Source organism: Desulfobotulus alkaliphilus, from assembly GCF_007830435.1.
Classification (GTDB): domain Bacteria; phylum Desulfobacterota; class Desulfobacteria; order Desulfobacterales; family ASO4-4; genus Desulfobotulus; species Desulfobotulus alkaliphilus.
In genome coordinates this window covers 1-14233 of sequence record NZ_VLLC01000001.1, presented here as the reverse complement: position 1 = coordinate 14233, position 14233 = coordinate 1, and the positions used below count along the sequence as shown (strand labels likewise).

Below are 14233 nucleotides of genomic sequence, written 5' to 3'. Positions count from 1 at the left end.
CAGCTTGCAAAATGAGAGAAACGTCCATGAAACCCTATGCACTTTTACGTCCCCACATTGTGGAAAACCGCCACCTGTTCCTTGCTGGTTTTTTATTTCTTCTGATGGTGAACGGCCTGCAGCTCTGGATTCCACGGGTGGTGAAGCATGTGGTGGATGGCCTTTCCACCGGTGAGGCCGGGCATGGGGATCTTTTGCGCTACGGCCTGACTGTGGTGGTGCTTGCCCTTTTCATTGCGGTTTTCCGTTATGGTTGGCGTCATTGTCTGATCGGTACGTCCAGAAAAATCGAAAGGGGGCTCAGGGACAGGCTTTATGCCCACCTTCTGACGCTGGATGCCCCTTTTTTTGATCAGAACCGAACGGGCGATCTCATGTCCAGAGCCACCAGTGACATCATGAATGTGCGCATGGCCACAGGTATGGGAATTGTTGCCATGACCGATGCCATCCTGCTGGGCGGTGCTGCCGTGGGTTTCATGCTCTGGATCAGCGGGCCTTTGACCCTGCTGGCCCTGATTCCCATGCCCTTCATTGTCCTCACCACACGTCTGATGAGCACAAGGATGCACAAAAATTATACCGCTGTTCAGGAAGGCCTTGGAGACATGACGGAAATGGTCCGAGAAGCCTTTTCCGGCATAAGGGTGGTGAAGGTTTTTGGTATGGGACCACTGATGGATACAAGACTCAGGCGTTTATCCGATGATTACCTTGCCCGCCGCATGTCCCTTGCAAGGACAACGGGTCTCATGATGCCTGCCATGGTGCTTTTTACCAATCTGGCCCTTGCCATTGTGGTGGGGGCAGGGGGCTGGATGGTGATAGAAGGGCGCATCAGCACGGGGGATTTTGTGGCCTTTCTCTCCTACCTTGGCCTGCTGACCTGGCCCATGATGGCCCTTGGCTGGATGACCAACCTCATTCAACGGGGGAGGGCCTCCCTTGAACGCCTTGCTGCCGTCATGGGTGAAGCGCCCCGGATCAGGGATGCTGCGGATGCAAGGCCCCTTTTATCCTCTGAGGGGGGGCTTGTTCTGAAAAATGTCTGTTTTGGATTCCGCCGGGAAGGGCCTGAGGTTTTGTCGGATATTTCTCTTGTTATTCCTCCGGGAAGCCGGGTGGGTATTACGGGGCCGCCGGGCAGTGGCAAAACCGCCCTTTTGCAGTTGATGGCAAGGCTCTATGATCCGGATTCCGGGCAAATTCTTCTGGATGGCAGGGATGTTAGCTCTCTGCGGCTGGAGGATCTGAGGCGTCAGATTCTTTTTCTGCCCCAGGAACCCTGGATTTTTTCCGGCACCCTGAGGGATAACATAGCAGGTCTTGGAGCTGTGGATGAAAAAAAGCTTGGGGCGGCATGCAGGGCGGCCCAGCTGGAAGAAACCCTTGCCTCCTTTCCCATGGGACTGGAAACCCTTGTGGGCGAAAGGGGCGTGACCCTTTCCGGCGGGCAGAAACAGCGGGTGGCTCTGGCCAGAACCTTATTAAATCCTGCTCCCCTGCTGCTGCTGGATGATCCCGTCAGTCAGGTGGATACGGTGACCGCAGGACGAATGCTGGAGGCGCTGGACAGCCTTGAAGGAAATACAAGGATTCTGGCATCCCACCGTTTTTCTGCCATATCCCATGCGGATCTCATTGTGGTGATGGAAAATGGTCGTATCCGGGCCACAGGGGACCATCAGCGTTTAATGCAAAGTGATGATTACTATGCAAAAACATGGCGTATTCAGGCCATGGAAGCGGCCCTGATGGAGGATAGCCATGGAGACTTTTAAGGAAAAGGCTCTGGACAAAAAGGATGATATGGGCCTTTTCCGCCGTCTCTTTCCTTTCATGCGTCCCCACATGGCTGTTTTTTCTCTGGCCGTTTTTCTGGTTTTTGGCCTGACGGCCCTGGACCTTGCCATTCCATGGCTTACCAAACAGGCCGTGGACCGGCACATCCTGCCAACACCCTCCCTTGCCGGTGAAAGCCTTGCCGTGGACCCGGAAAATCCGCTGGTGGCAGCCTTTATCAGGGCTTATCCCGAAGCCATCGACAGGGAAAAGGAAGGGCTTTATGTCTATCGTGAGGCCTTAAGCCTTGCCGATGGAGAAACCGCCTTTGCCCTGCGCAAGGCAGACAGGCAGGGCGTTGTCTGGCTGGCCCTTCTCATGCTGGCGGTGGCCATCTGCCACGGGAGCATTGCCTTTGCCCATACCCTGCTGCTGGAGCTGGGCGGGCAGCGTATTATTTATGATATCCGTCTGGCGATCTTTGCCCACCTGCGAAGCCTCTCCATCGCCTATTTCCATGAAACGCCTCTGGGCCGCATGGTCACCCGTGTGACAGGCGATGTGGAAAACTTAAGTGAGATGTTTACTTCCGTGGTGACCTTTGTGTTCAAGGATTTTTTTCTGGTGCTGGGCATTGTCATCATGCTTTTTGTTCTGGATGTCCGCCTTGCGCTGGTCACCCTGATGATTCTGCCCCCTGTTATCCTGACGGCGGTATTTTTTGCGAAAAGTTCCAGAAAAGCTTTCCGGCAGCTCAGGGTTCTCATTGCAGAAATCAACTCCCGTTTTTCCGAAACCATCGGCGGCATGACGGTGATCCGGCTTTTTGGCTGGGAAAGGGAAACGGAGAGGGTTTTTTCCGGGGTCAGTCGCAGTCATTATGATGCTGGAATGAGGCAGGTGAAAATATTTGCCGTATTCATGCCTGCCATGGAAGTTTTAAGCTCCATTGGACTGGCTCTGGTTCTGTATTATGGGGGACTTCGGGTGGTATCCGAGGGGATATCCTTAGGGGTGCTTGTGGCCTATATCAGCTATCTGAGGATGTTTTTCAGGCCGGTACGGGATATCGCTGAAAAATACAATTCCCTTCAGAATGCCTTTTCCAGTGCGGAACGGCTTTTTCAGATTCTGGATGAACCCATGGGTGCTGAAGGGAAAAAGGGCGGTGTGAATCCCGGACCCGTGGAAAGCCTTACCTTTTCAAAGCTTTCCTTTGGTTATGAAAAAGATGTGCTGATTTTAAAGGATCTGGATTTCAGGGTAGAGCGCGGGCAGACCATCGCCATTGTGGGGCCGACGGGGGCAGGCAAGACATCCATGGTCAGTCTGCTGGTGCGTTTCTGGGATCCGGTTGCGGGAAGCATCCTTGTGAACGGGGTGGATCTGAGGGATCTCTGCCTGCATACCTGGCGCAGCCGCCTTGCCATGGTCATGCAGGATCCCTTTCTTTTTGCAGGCACCCTTCGGGAAAACATACAGCATGGGGCAGATGCCAGCTCCGACGAAAAACTGGAGGCTCTGCTTAAAGATGCGGGGTGTGAGCTGCTCCTTTCAAGGCTTCCCAAAGGGCTGGATACGGTGCTGGAGGAGGATGGCAGACCCCTTTCCAGCGGAGAGCGGCAACTGGTTTCCATCGCCAGAGCCTTTGCAGGGAATCCGGAGATTCTGATTCTGGATGAGGCCACAAGCTATGTGGATTCCTTATCCGAAGGTGTGGTGCAGGAAGCCCTTTCCCGGCTGATGCGGGGCAGAACCACCTTTCTCATTGCCCACCGCCTGTCCACGGCCCGCCATGCGGACAGGATTCTTGTGCTGCAGAAGGGAAGGATTGTGGAAAGCGGCACCCATGGGGAGCTTCTGGCCATGGAAGGACTCTACTGGCGCATGCAGCACCTTGAATCCGTGGAAGGGGGGGAAGCTGATGGTAAAGGGCATGGGAAAAGGGATGGAAAAAATGCTTGAAAAAGTGGAACTGGATCTTTCCCGGCACTGTGTTCTTACGGAAATCCGGAGGCAGCAGGAAAGGGCCGTAGCACTGGCCTTAAAGGGCAGAGCCGATGAAAAGGTGTTTGAGCGGGCAGAAGTGCTCAAGGAAATCCTTGAAAGCGTGGATCTGAAAAGTCTGAGGGGGAAGTATCCCCAACTGCAGGGCGGGACGGAAGAAAGGATTACGCTTGTTCTGGAAGGGGAGAAAAGGACTCTTCGTTTTTCGGATATGGAGCTTGTGCTGTAACTTCCTCTGTACTTTTAAAGTTTGCTAAAGCTCATGCCTGTCAGGTATATGCATAGGCACCTAAGCTATTTGCCCGTGACGCAATCTTATTCTTAGAGCTTCTAGCCCTGTGCGGAAGCGGCAAAAACTCCCCGCCACAGGCAGGATAAGCTTTTTGATTGCCATGGCAGACTTCAGCACGCTGCCTTTGTGGCGGCTCAGACAGTTTGCCGCTTCTTTCGCACAGGGCTTCAAAGCTCTGATCCGAAACGATTGCAACGTCACTTGCAAATAGCCAAGGTACCTTGCAACAGTATGAAGCTGTTAAAGAATATAGTGCTGGAATTTTAGATAAAATATGTTGAATAGTTGGGTTGTTCTCAGGACAAAAGACAGGACGGCCTGAAAAGACCATCCTGCACGGGTGTCTTATTTGATTTCCCACTGACCTTTTTCGTTCTTCACGGCCTGAACCTGACCTTCTACACTGATGGTTCCGGCAACTTCCACAAGGGCAGTTTCTTCAATGGTTTCAATCAGGGTGAAGGTAAGTCCGGATGTATCTGCCTTCAGGCCTTCGCCAATGACAATCTGGCCTTTGACATATTTGTCTGCGGCAATTTCAGGGGTGCTTTTTTCTGCGGTGCAGGCGGTGAACATCAGGGCGGATGCGGCAAGGGCAACATAGAAAAGGTTTTTCACGGGTAATCCTCCAGTTAAAATGTTATGGACTGATGCGGTTGCTGGTATGCCATGGGCATGTTTTTCAGATTTTATACCGTCACGAGGGCAAAGTTTTCTGCCCTCTGGACAAAACGGTCTGATTTTTTTAAGTCCGGCCCTATTTATACCCTCTTTTTTCTTTGCGTCAAGGCAAGGATTGTGTCTGGCATGGGGATCTTTCAGAAACAGGATCTTTCCGGAAGGGGAACAGGTTCTTTTATTGTGCGGGATGTGAAAGGTTAGAGATATGTTGGCGGTTCATAAGAAGATCGGTCTTTTTTTGCGTGTGGCTGGATTTTTTCTGTTGGCCCTGCTGCTGCTATGGCTGTGGTTTTCCTGGGACAGGGAACTTTTTTTTGTCTGGAAGCAACAGGCAGGCCCTTTTCCCTTTTTTCTTGCCCTGACCCTTCTTCCCCTTTTTGGTTTTCCCACAACGCCCTTTTATATACTGGCAGGTGCAACCTTTGGCTGGGCCACAGGTCTTATGGGTTCGGGGCTCAGCCTTGCAGCCAATCTGGTTTTATGCCACTGGGTATCCAGAAGCGGGCTGCGTCCTTTGTTGGTAAAAATGCTGAACAGGACCTCATTCCATCTGCCGGAAGTGAAGCCCGGACGATTTCTTGCTTTTACCATTGGTGCCAAGCTGGTACCCGGTGTACCGGCCTTTGCCAAAAATTATTTAATTGCCCTGAGCGGCGTGCCTTTCCGTATTTATTTCGGCATCAGTTTTTCCATCAGCATGGCCTATGCCGCATCCTTTGTCCTTTTAGGGGAATCCCTTCTGGAGAAGGACTGGGGCATGCTTTCAGCCGTAATGTTTGCACTGGCGCTGCTTGCCATCGGGTTCTGGTACCTGCGACGAAGGAACCGTTACCTGAAAAACACAGATTCCGAAGCCTGAGCCTGTGGAATGGTCATCGGATAAGCTGGTTCATTTCAAAGATGGGCAGGCAGATGGCCAGTACAATCAGCCCTACACTGATTCCCATGACCAGTATCACAATGGGCTCCAGCATGGAGGTGAGGGCCGTTACCGTATTCTGGCTTTCATTCTGGTAGATGTCTGCCACCTTTTCCAGCATGGCCTCCAGACTGCCGCTGCGCTCGCCAATCTGAATCATCTGCAGGGCCATGTCAGGAAATCCCCTGCCTGCTGCCAGAGACTCGGCCAGACCGTCCCCCCTTTCCACGGCCCTCGCTGCCTGGGCAATGCTTTTTGCAAGAAGCTTGTTTCCCACCACATTTTCCACGATGCCAAGGGCTGTCAGAATGGGAACACCATTGGCCAAGAGGGAGCCAAGGGTTCTGCAGCAGCGGGTGACGGCCAGCTTGGTGGCAAGACTTCCGGCAATGGGGATTTTCAGGATAAAGGCGTCCACCTGTGTTCCCAGCCGCCGGGATTTCCGGGCCTGTCTGAAAATGAAAGGCAAGGCAATCAGAAGGGGCAGCAGCAGCCACCAGGTGGCTTTGAGGAATTCACTGGTGCTGAGCAGAAGCTTTGTGGGGCCGGGAAGCTCCTGCTGCATGTCCGCAAAAATAGCCACCAGCCCCGGTACAATGAAGGTCATGAGGGCGAAGAGAACCAGACCGCCAAAAAGGGCCATGAGAATGGGGTAAGCCAGAGCAGACTGTATCTTTGATTTCAGGGCCTGCTGATTTTCCAGAAGATCCGCAAGCCTTTCCAGCACCAGCTCCAGTGTGCCGGAGCTTTCTCCGGACCGCACCATATTGACATAAATCGGGGAAAAGGTACCGGATTCCGCATCCAGAGCATCGGCAAAGCCAGCTCCTCCTTCCACGGCATCCTTGATGCGGGAAAGGGTTCGTTTCACAGGCGTTGAACGGGTCTGGCTGATGACGGAGCCTAAGGCCGACACAAGGGGAAAGCCTGCTCCCGTCAGGGTGGCAAGCTGCCTTGTTATCAGGCTGATATCCTTTGGCCGGAGCCTGCCATGGGAAAAAAAGTGAAGAATATTTTTTTTTTCCTGAATGCGGCTGTGGGCTTCCCGTACTTCTGTGGGGTAGAGGCTGCGTTCCCGGAGGCGGGTACGGGCCACCTGCATGCTGTCGGCATCAATAATGCCCTGACAGCGCTTTCCTTTGGCATTGAGGGCTGAATATTCAAAAACGGGCATGTTTTTCTCCGCCGTAAAGATAGATGGCTGTTTTTGCAGTTCACGGACTGCATACCGCTTGGGCTGATGGTCATTCTCTGGAAATAGAGAACATTTGCAGGGATGCTTGTCAAGGAGTGAATTGATGCTTTGCAAGAAGCTGGCTTTCACGTATAAATAAAGGATGTCTTTGTCATCCGGTGACGGATACCAAAATAAAGAGTCCGCCTGCCTTTACCCCATCAAGGAGACGTTTTTCATGAAATTTAAGGATTTAAGCGTGCGCTGGAAGATTCTGGCCATTGTGGCATCTGGCCCTCTGGTTGTGGCTTTGATTCTGGCTGTCATGCGGGTGGGAGATATCCGCAGGGGCGCAGAGGAGGGGATTCTTGAGAAAAGCCGGGCCATTGTTCTGATGGCGGAAGCCGCAAGGAACGAGATGGCCAAAAAGCTGGAAATGGGCGTCATGCGTCCCTATGAAGAACTGGAGCGCCATCAGATCATGGAGGCTGTCCCTGTAATTACAGCCTTAAATATGGCGGCAAGCAATGCCGAAGAAGCGGGGTATCGTTTCCGGGCCCCTAAAATCAATCCAAGGAACCCTGTAAACAGACCGGATGCCGTGGAGGAAGCCGTACTCCGGGAGCTGGCAAAAGGGCAGATCAGTGAAAAGATAATATTTGAAAAGGATCAGGTGCGTTATTTCAAGGCCATTACCCTGACTCAGGAATGTATGGCCTGTCATGGCGATCCAAAGGGAACCAGAGATCCCGTGGGCGGTATCCGTGAGGGATGGAAGGTTGGTGAGGTGCATGGTGCCTTTCAGATTATTTCTTCTCTGGAGGATGCCCACAGGGCCGTGGCCCGGGCAAGGATTTCCGTTGCCCTCTGGGTGCTGGGGATTCTTTCCGTGGTTGTGGGCCTTGGCTGGTGGCAGATCCGGCGGAATGTTCTGAGGCCTCTGAACCTTTCAGAATCCATCACCCAGGCCGTTGCTTCCGGTGATCTGACCCGTCAGGAAAGATATGATTCAGAAGATGAATTCGGACGCATGGTCAAGGCCATGAATACCATGTCCTCGGAGCTGCGGACCATGATGGGAAGTATTGGAAAATCCGGTGTTGAGCTGCAGTCCATGACCGATGACCTTGGCCGGATTTCGGAACTTCTCAATGAAAATGCCGAAGAAAACGCCTCAAGGGCCAATTCCGTGGCTGCGGCCAGTGAGGAAATGAGCAGCAACATGAATTCCGTGGCTGCGGCAGTGGAGCAGACCACCACCAATGTTTCCATGGTGGCTCAGGCCGCAGAACAGATGACAGAAACCATCAATGAGATTGCTTCCAACTCTGAGCGGGCCCGTGCCATCACCGAAGATGCCGTTGCCCAGGCAGAAGAGGCCTCCCGTCAGATGGAAACCCTTGGCAATGCCGCAAGGGAAGTGGGGCAGGTCACGGAAACCATCAACAACATTTCTGACCAGACCAATCTTCTGGCCCTGAATGCCACCATAGAGGCTGCCCGTGCCGGAGATGCGGGCAAGGGATTTGCGGTTGTTGCCAATGAAATCAAAGAGCTGGCAAGGCAGACCGGCAACGCCACCGAAGAGATCCGGGAGAAGATTGACGGCATTCAGCAGTCCACCTCCCTTACGGTGGATCGTATTGCAAAAATTCTTACGGTGATACAGGATGTGAATGCCATTGTGGTTTCCATTGCAACGGCGGTGGAGGAGCAGAGCAATACCACAAGGGAAATAGCGGACAATGTGGTTCAGGCATCCCAGGGGATTCAGGAAATGAACCACAATGTTTCAGAAGCTTCCATAGCTGCTTCTGAGATTGCAAAGGACATTGTGGAGGTACACAGGTCCACCGATGATGTGGTACAGAGCAGCCGAACCCTGAATCAGCAGGCTTCTTCCATGAGAAAACAGATGGCAGAGGTGCAGTCTCAGGTGCAGCGTTTCAGGATTTAATGAAGGTGGATGACTTCAGGTGTGATGCGAGGTGGTGGTGATGGACAATCCTTTTGCAGGGCAGTCTCTGGTGGCCATGCCGAAACTGGATGATCCCTGGTTTACACGGGCTGTGGTATGCATGGCCATTCACGATGCAGGCGGAAGTTTCGGAATTGTGGTGAACAACCCCGTGGAGGGGGTGTCCGAAGCGGATGTCATGCGTTCCATCGGGATCTTTCCAAAGGGAGGCCGGGGTTTTTCTCCGGTTTTCTGCGGAGGCCCCGTGCGGGAAGACGGCCTTTTTATTCTCCATGGTCCGCCCTTTGACTGGAAGAGCTGTCTTCCCATCACCTCGTCCATTGCCCTTAGTTTTTCAAGGGATATTGTGGAAGCCCTTGCCGAAGGGGAAGGGCCGCAGCAGTATAGAATGATGCTTGGCTGCTCCGGATGGAGTCCGGGGCAGCTTGAAAATGAAATATGCGAGAATGTCTGGCTGGTGCATCCGGTTTCTGCGGAGACCCTTCTTTCTTTACCTGTGGAGCGCTGTTGGGACAGGGTGCTGGCGGAAATGGGGATCAGGCCGGAGTTTCTTTCGGCAGATGGGGGCACTGCCTGAGCCTTGTTTTATGTTCTGCACGGCAGTTTTTGAGAAGCAGCCCCTAAAAAAGTATTGTTCAATCATTGCCGATTTGACGGGGACCATCCTTTGTTTTGGTTCTGTTCTTTCTGGAATGCTGATAATCAGTAGGGTTGGATGGGTCCGGATTCTTCAAGGTGGTTCCCGGCCTCAGACTGATGTTCACGCTGCTTTTTTCAGATTGAAGTTTTCCTTCGTTGCGGTTTTGCTTTGCCATTTTTTGTCACAAACGGCCCCATAAAAATGACTTTTTTTGTCAAAGCTTTTTCTGTAGGATGCCCCCAAGATTTTAAAAATGGTTCAGGACTGCGACAGAATTGGAAAAACAATATTTATGAAAGTTGTGGCACACAAGATGCATTAAGCTAAATTCAAGATTTTCGGCAAGCAGGTGAAAGAAACAATCACCTGACACCCAAGCATAAAAGGAAAGCTCAGATGCAGGATCTTTTACAAACGCTCAGCCACACCCTGCCAGCCATGGATGAAAAATTCACCACCCATGAACTGATTCTCAAAATGGCGCAGGAAAACCAGAGGGCCTATATTGAAGCCCTTTATGCTTAGCATAACAGCTCCAAACCTTTTTAAGGCAGTGCATAGCCAGATTGGCAAGCATCTTAAAAAAATGACGGAAAAGGTGCAGCACATACGGGATGAAAAAGATGCGGACATCTTTATAGAATACCAAGAGAAAACGACCTCTGGAAAAAGCAGTGATGAGTGGATAAATTACGCACATAAACCTAAAAAGTAAATTTTCTTATTTTTTCAGGCAGTACAATCCTTAAAAAAAGGGTTTTTAGAGGAACCTTGCAAGGTTCCCCCATACACACCAAACGGCTTCATGAAAGGAGTTTCCTATGCTCAGTAAAGTAAGAATCAGACATGACCAGAAGGGTTTCACACTGATCGAGCTGATGATTGTTATTGCCATCATCGGTATTCTGGCCGCAGTGGCCATCCCCCAGTTTGCCAGTTATCGGGCAAGGGGATACAATTCCCAGGCATTAAGCGATGCCCGCAACCTCAGAACAGACATGGAAGGTTTCCACGCTACCTGGAACACCTACCCCGGCAACTAAATTTTATCAAAACTGACAGTTTCTACACTGGAGGATCACATGAAAAAAATATGGCTTTATATGCTTACCGCTTTTGCAGCTGTTGCCCTGTCAGGCATGGCTTATGCTGATACAGTTACGACAGGAGAAGGTGAAAAAATTGAAATAGGAGCGGGGCATTTCGCTGATGATGATGGCATAGCAAATGCCGACTTTGAGTTTCAGCCATCCCCCTCCGTATCAATGTCCGTCAATGCAGAGCGTCACTACTTTGCCCTTACTGCAATGTCCGTTTCTGCCAAAGTACCCCAGGGTATGGTATATGGCATCTTCTCGGATACACAAGGCTACTATCAAAGAGCAAAAACAGATGAAGACGACGAAGCTCCTTCTGGTGAAGTTGGTGACCTCGATGGAGAAGGTGACGTGTTTGAAGATGAAGATGAGTGGACATATATGGGTGGCTCTTCCTCCTGATTTTTAAAAATCTGCTGAGTATTAAATCCCCACAGGGAATGTCTCCTGACCCAAAGGAAACATTCCCTGTACTTTATACAGTCCCGGAGATTCCTATGACCCAGCCTCACCCCGTAATCCAGATTAAAAATCTTTTCAAAAAACTTCGGTCACAGGAAAAGTTTCTGATACGTCATGAGCGCACCATACTCAGCAATATCACCCTTGCCGTTTCACGGGGAAAAGTCCTGGGCATCATCGGTCTCAACGGAGCAGGCAAAACCACCCTGGTCAAACACATTCTGGGCCTGACCCGCCAGAGCAGTGGCACAGTTTCCATTGCAGGTATTCCAGCAGACCAGCCCGAAGCCAGAAAGCACCTGGGTTATCTCCCTGAAAATCCCTATTATTACGATCACCTTACCCCTGAAGAACTCCTTTCCTTTGGCCTCTGCCACCAATTCCTTTCCCGAAGTGAGAAAAAAGAACGCATCGTTTCCTGCCTCAGGGCCGTGGGTATGGCTCATGCGGCGCGCAAACGCCTTCGTACCTTCTCCAAGGGCATGGTGCAGCGCACGGGCCTTGCCCTTGCCATGGTGAGTGATCCGGATATTCTCATTCTGGATGAACCCATGTCCGGCCTTGATCCCTTTGGACGTAAAATGGTGGCGGATCTCATGCTGGATCTCAAACAAAAGGGAAAGACCATCCTTTTTTGTTCCCACATCTTAAATGATGTGGAGCGCATGGCGGATCGCATTGTTATTCTGCATCAGGGACGGATTGCAAAGGAAATCCGAAAAGAAGAAATGGCAGGGCTTTCCGGGGAATTGAGGGTACTTGTATCTGGAAAGCTCCCGCCTTCAGAGGGGGCTTCCATTGAGGCCCTTCAAAACGGACATTCCCTTGTTCGCTGCCTGCCGGAAACTCTTCCTGACCTCCTGCATTTGTGTAGGCGGGAAGGTCTGGAGGTGCTCGAAATTAAAAGCCCCGAATCCTCCCTGGAAGCTGTTTTTTCACAGGTGATTGCAAGCACGTCAACGTACGCATGCGCAGAAATGGCAGGATAAGCATGGAGAAGATCAGGGGCATTGCCGCACTGGCGGGCATCACGTTTAAAGAAGGCGTACGGGACCGTGCGCTGTACGGTATCTTTCTCTTTTCCCTTTTTGTCATGGTGCTGGGGCTGATTGTCCTGAGCTTTTTCATGCGGGAACTTGGAAAGGTGGCCAGCGACTTCATGCTTTCGGCCATCGCCTTTGCCGGTCTACTGCTTTCCTTTTTCATCAGTCCCCAGCTTCTGGCCAAAGATCTGGAACGCAAAACCATCTATGTGGTGTTGGCCAAACCCTTCAGCCGTTCCGATTACATCCTTGGAAAATATGCGGGTATCCTTCTTCTGGTGACAGTGGCCACGGCCATTCTGGCCTTTTTTGCCCTGGCTGGTATGCTTCTGGCAAAAAGCATGTATAGTGCTTATTTCCAGGCCTTCCGGATGGATGCCTTTTTGCTGGCCATTCTGGGCGAATGGCTGGTTTTTGCCCTCATTAACGGCCTTGTGGTCTTTTTTGCCTCCTTCAGCTCATCGGGATTTTTGACTCTCCTTTTCAGTGTATCCATTTATATTGTTGGCGAAAATGTGGAAACTGTTTACCGCTACCTTCAGACCGCAACGGCAGAAATTCCCCTGTCTGGCCCCGTTCATTTTCTCATTGAAATCTCCCGTTATGTTTTTCCCAATATGGCCCTCTTTGATTTGAAAGCCCAGGCTGCCCACGGCATTCTCCTGCCCTTTTCCTATGTGGCTTCCATCAGTGTCTATGCGGCAAGCTACATCGCTATTCTGCTCTTTCTGGCCTCCTTTTTTTTCAAAAGAAGGGAGCTTGCATGAAGATCAGGGCTTTTTTCATGCAGGGGGCTTTATTCTGCTGTTTGATTTTTCTCTTTTCCCTTGCATGGCAGTGGAGCCACAGCCAGAGAGCGGGTGTGCTTCATGACACCCCCGTGGGCTATACCCTCCCCTCCAGGGTTTTGTATCCCATGAGCCTTCGCTTTAAAGGACTGGTGTCGAACTTTGTTTTTCTTCAGACCATTATGACTTTGGGAGAAGAAATCGGAAAACAGGTTCCCTTTGGAGAAAGGCATCATAATTATCTGGTTTCCTCCATCCATACCGTCACAGACCTTGACCCGCGCTTCTGGGACCCCTACCTTTTTGCGGTAATGACACTCACCTGGGATTTTGAAGATTTTGATACCGCTAGAATGTTTCTTGAAAAGGCCATGAAACATAAGGATACGGACTGGCGGCCTCCCTATTTTCTTGGCTTCAATTGTTTTTATTTCCTTGGGGATACGGCCTGCGGTGCCCATTACATGGGACTTGCTTCCGACAAAAAGGGATCGCCCTCTTACCTTCCCATGCTGGCGACACGTCTGGCTGCGGATGCGGGAACCTACAAACCCGCCATTTTTCTTTTGCGCCAGTCCATTGCAGAAACACGGCATCCCAGCCTCTTGCAGCATATGAAAAAAAGGCTTGAGGCTTTGGAGCTCTTGGATTACCTGGAAGAGCAGATAAAAATTTATTATGGGAAGTATAAAAAATACCCGGAAAGCTGGGAAGGGATGGTGGTAAAAGGGCTTCTGGAGACGCTGCCGAAAGATCCCTATGGTGGTGAGCTGATTATGCGGGGGGGGCGGGTATATACCACAAGCGGGTTGCTGGATAAGTGAGCCAAATCATTTTATCAAACCATCGTGTACAACACCACAAGCAGACTGAAACGAAACCATCGGATACCCAGTGCGCCGAGATAAAGATAAGCCGTCATGAGATTGGAGGTGCAAGTCCTCTATCCGGGCACTGGGCTCATACCATTCCGGCATACAATATCGTGTGCTTTTAATTGCCAGCAAGCCACCACATATTGTGGAATTTTTGTTGCTTGGAACGGTGTGAACCCAGTGCCGAGCTTGGCTTGTCAAGCAAAAAAGGCATGAAATAAAAGGGGCTGGGCTTTCCCCACAATTTTTATCAAGCCTTATGTTTTGAGGATGCTCTGCAAACTCCGGGGGCTTCGCTGTATGCCTGACAGATCATCTTTCCTTGAACTTTCCAAGATTACCACTTCACATTAACTTCATAAAAATTAAAACATGAATCAGAGGATAAAATAATCATTGATTCGGTGCGTGCCTGTGCAATCAGCATTCTGTCAAAAGGATCTTTGTGATGCAGGGGGAGCAAGCCAGCTTCAAACGCATGAATATTACTTATGG

General features: G+C 51.1%; 14 protein-coding genes. 12 read left to right on the top strand and 2 right to left on the bottom strand.

Annotation, left to right across the window (positions count from 1 at the left end; translation table 11 throughout):
- The first annotated feature begins 26 nt into the window (after nt 1–26).
- From LZ24_RS00065 to LZ24_RS00055, 3 genes are read left to right on the top strand one after another with little or no spacing between them, the layout of a single operon-like run.
- Complete coding sequence (locus tag LZ24_RS00065) at nt 27–1781, top strand: ABC transporter ATP-binding protein (protein ID WP_144681055.1); 1755 nt, start codon at nt 27–29, stop codon at nt 1779–1781.
- Nucleotides 1768–3747, top strand: a complete 1980-nt coding sequence (locus LZ24_RS00060; protein WP_144681053.1) for an ABC transporter ATP-binding protein — start codon at nt 1768–1770, stop codon at nt 3745–3747. The genes LZ24_RS00065 and LZ24_RS00060 overlap by 14 nt, the downstream gene beginning before the upstream one ends.
- On the top strand, nt 3740–4018 hold the full coding sequence (locus LZ24_RS00055; RefSeq protein ID WP_222427475.1) for a hypothetical protein: 279 nt from the start codon (nt 3740–3742) through the stop codon (nt 4016–4018). Before LZ24_RS00060 ends, LZ24_RS00055 begins: the two co-directional genes overlap by 8 nt.
- Nucleotides 4019–4426: 408 nt before the next feature.
- Here the strand turns inward: LZ24_RS00055 and LZ24_RS00050 are convergent, their stop codons facing one another.
- Nucleotides 4427–4699: a hypothetical protein gene (locus tag LZ24_RS00050; protein WP_144681049.1), complete on the bottom strand. Its 273-nt coding sequence runs from the start codon at nt 4697–4699 to the stop codon at nt 4427–4429.
- A gap of 268 nt (nt 4700–4967) precedes the next feature.
- On the opposite strand from LZ24_RS00050, the gene LZ24_RS00045 reads away from it, so the two are divergent.
- On the top strand, nt 4968–5621 hold the full coding sequence (locus tag LZ24_RS00045; RefSeq protein ID WP_144681047.1) for a TVP38/TMEM64 family protein: 654 nt from the start codon (nt 4968–4970) through the stop codon (nt 5619–5621).
- 13 nt (nt 5622–5634) lie between these two features.
- Here the strand turns inward: LZ24_RS00045 and gspF are convergent, their stop codons facing one another.
- The gene (gene gspF, locus LZ24_RS00040) at nt 5635–6855 is read right to left on the bottom strand and encodes a type II secretion system inner membrane protein GspF (protein ID WP_144681045.1); all 1221 of its coding nucleotides are present in this window, start codon (nt 6853–6855) and stop codon (nt 5635–5637) included.
- 238 nt (nt 6856–7093) lie between these two features.
- Here gspF and LZ24_RS00035 point away from each other — a divergent pair, with 238 nt between their 5' ends.
- From LZ24_RS00035 to LZ24_RS00005, 8 genes are all read left to right on the top strand, one after another.
- On the top strand, nt 7094–8812 hold the full coding sequence (locus LZ24_RS00035; RefSeq protein WP_144681043.1) for a methyl-accepting chemotaxis protein: 1719 nt from the start codon (nt 7094–7096) through the stop codon (nt 8810–8812).
- Nucleotides 8813–8852: 40 nt separating this feature from the next.
- On the top strand, nt 8853–9410 hold the full coding sequence (locus LZ24_RS00030) for a YqgE/AlgH family protein (protein ID WP_144681041.1): 558 nt from the start codon (nt 8853–8855) through the stop codon (nt 9408–9410).
- 459 nt (nt 9411–9869) lie between these two features.
- Nucleotides 9870–9998 carry a hypothetical protein gene (locus LZ24_RS17905; protein WP_281282263.1) on the top strand — a complete coding sequence of 43 codons (129 nt, stop codon included), beginning with the start codon at nt 9870–9872 and terminating at the stop codon, nt 9996–9998.
- 296 nt (nt 9999–10294) lie between these two features.
- On the top strand, nt 10295–10516 hold the full coding sequence (locus LZ24_RS17900; protein WP_144681039.1) for a pilin: 222 nt from the start codon (nt 10295–10297) through the stop codon (nt 10514–10516).
- A 39-nt stretch (nt 10517–10555) separates the two neighbouring features.
- A complete protein-coding gene (locus tag LZ24_RS00020) occupies nt 10556–10972 on the top strand; it encodes a hypothetical protein (protein ID WP_144681037.1) in 417 nt (138 codons plus the stop codon).
- A gap of 95 nt (nt 10973–11067) precedes the next feature.
- Nucleotides 11068–12021, top strand: coding sequence for an ABC transporter ATP-binding protein (locus LZ24_RS00015; RefSeq protein ID WP_186442835.1), 954 nt, complete (start codon nt 11068–11070; stop codon nt 12019–12021).
- Nucleotides 12022–12023: 2 nt separating this feature from the next.
- A complete protein-coding gene (locus tag LZ24_RS00010) occupies nt 12024–12842 on the top strand; it encodes an ABC transporter permease (RefSeq protein WP_144681033.1) in 819 nt (272 codons plus the stop codon).
- Nucleotides 12839–13687 (top strand): hypothetical protein, encoded by an 849-nt coding sequence (locus LZ24_RS00005; RefSeq protein ID WP_144681031.1) that lies wholly within the window; start codon nt 12839–12841, stop codon nt 13685–13687. The genes LZ24_RS00010 and LZ24_RS00005 overlap by 4 nt, the downstream gene beginning before the upstream one ends.
- Nucleotides 13688–14233 lie beyond the last annotated feature (546 nt).

Excerpts from the sequence above, each read along its gene's own strand:
- LZ24_RS00065 (WP_144681055.1), top strand. The coding sequence starts at position 27 with ATGAAACCCTATGCACTTTTACGTCCCCACATTGTGGAAAACCGCCAC.
- LZ24_RS00060 (WP_144681053.1), top strand. The coding sequence starts at position 1,768 with ATGGAGACTTTTAAGGAAAAGGCTCTGGACAAAAAGGATGATATGGGC.
- LZ24_RS00055 (WP_222427475.1), top strand. The coding sequence starts at position 3,740 with ATGCTTGAAAAAGTGGAACTGGATCTTTCCCGGCACTGTGTTCTTACG.
- LZ24_RS00045 (WP_144681047.1), top strand. The coding sequence starts at position 4,968 with ATGTTGGCGGTTCATAAGAAGATCGGTCTTTTTTTGCGTGTGGCTGGA.
- gspF (WP_144681045.1), bottom strand. The coding sequence starts at position 6,855 with ATGCCCGTTTTTGAATATTCAGCCCTCAATGCCAAAGGAAAGCGCTGT.
- LZ24_RS00035 (WP_144681043.1), top strand. The coding sequence starts at position 7,094 with ATGAAATTTAAGGATTTAAGCGTGCGCTGGAAGATTCTGGCCATTGTG.
- LZ24_RS00030 (WP_144681041.1), top strand. The coding sequence starts at position 8,853 with ATGGACAATCCTTTTGCAGGGCAGTCTCTGGTGGCCATGCCGAAACTG.
- LZ24_RS17905 (WP_281282263.1), top strand. The coding sequence starts at position 9,870 with ATGCAGGATCTTTTACAAACGCTCAGCCACACCCTGCCAGCCATGGAT.
- LZ24_RS17900 (WP_144681039.1), top strand. The coding sequence starts at position 10,295 with ATGCTCAGTAAAGTAAGAATCAGACATGACCAGAAGGGTTTCACACTG.
- LZ24_RS00020 (WP_144681037.1), top strand. The coding sequence starts at position 10,556 with ATGAAAAAAATATGGCTTTATATGCTTACCGCTTTTGCAGCTGTTGCC.
- LZ24_RS00015 (WP_186442835.1), top strand. The coding sequence starts at position 11,068 with ATGACCCAGCCTCACCCCGTAATCCAGATTAAAAATCTTTTCAAAAAA.
- LZ24_RS00010 (WP_144681033.1), top strand. The coding sequence starts at position 12,024 with ATGGAGAAGATCAGGGGCATTGCCGCACTGGCGGGCATCACGTTTAAA.
- LZ24_RS00005 (WP_144681031.1), top strand. The coding sequence starts at position 12,839 with ATGAAGATCAGGGCTTTTTTCATGCAGGGGGCTTTATTCTGCTGTTTG.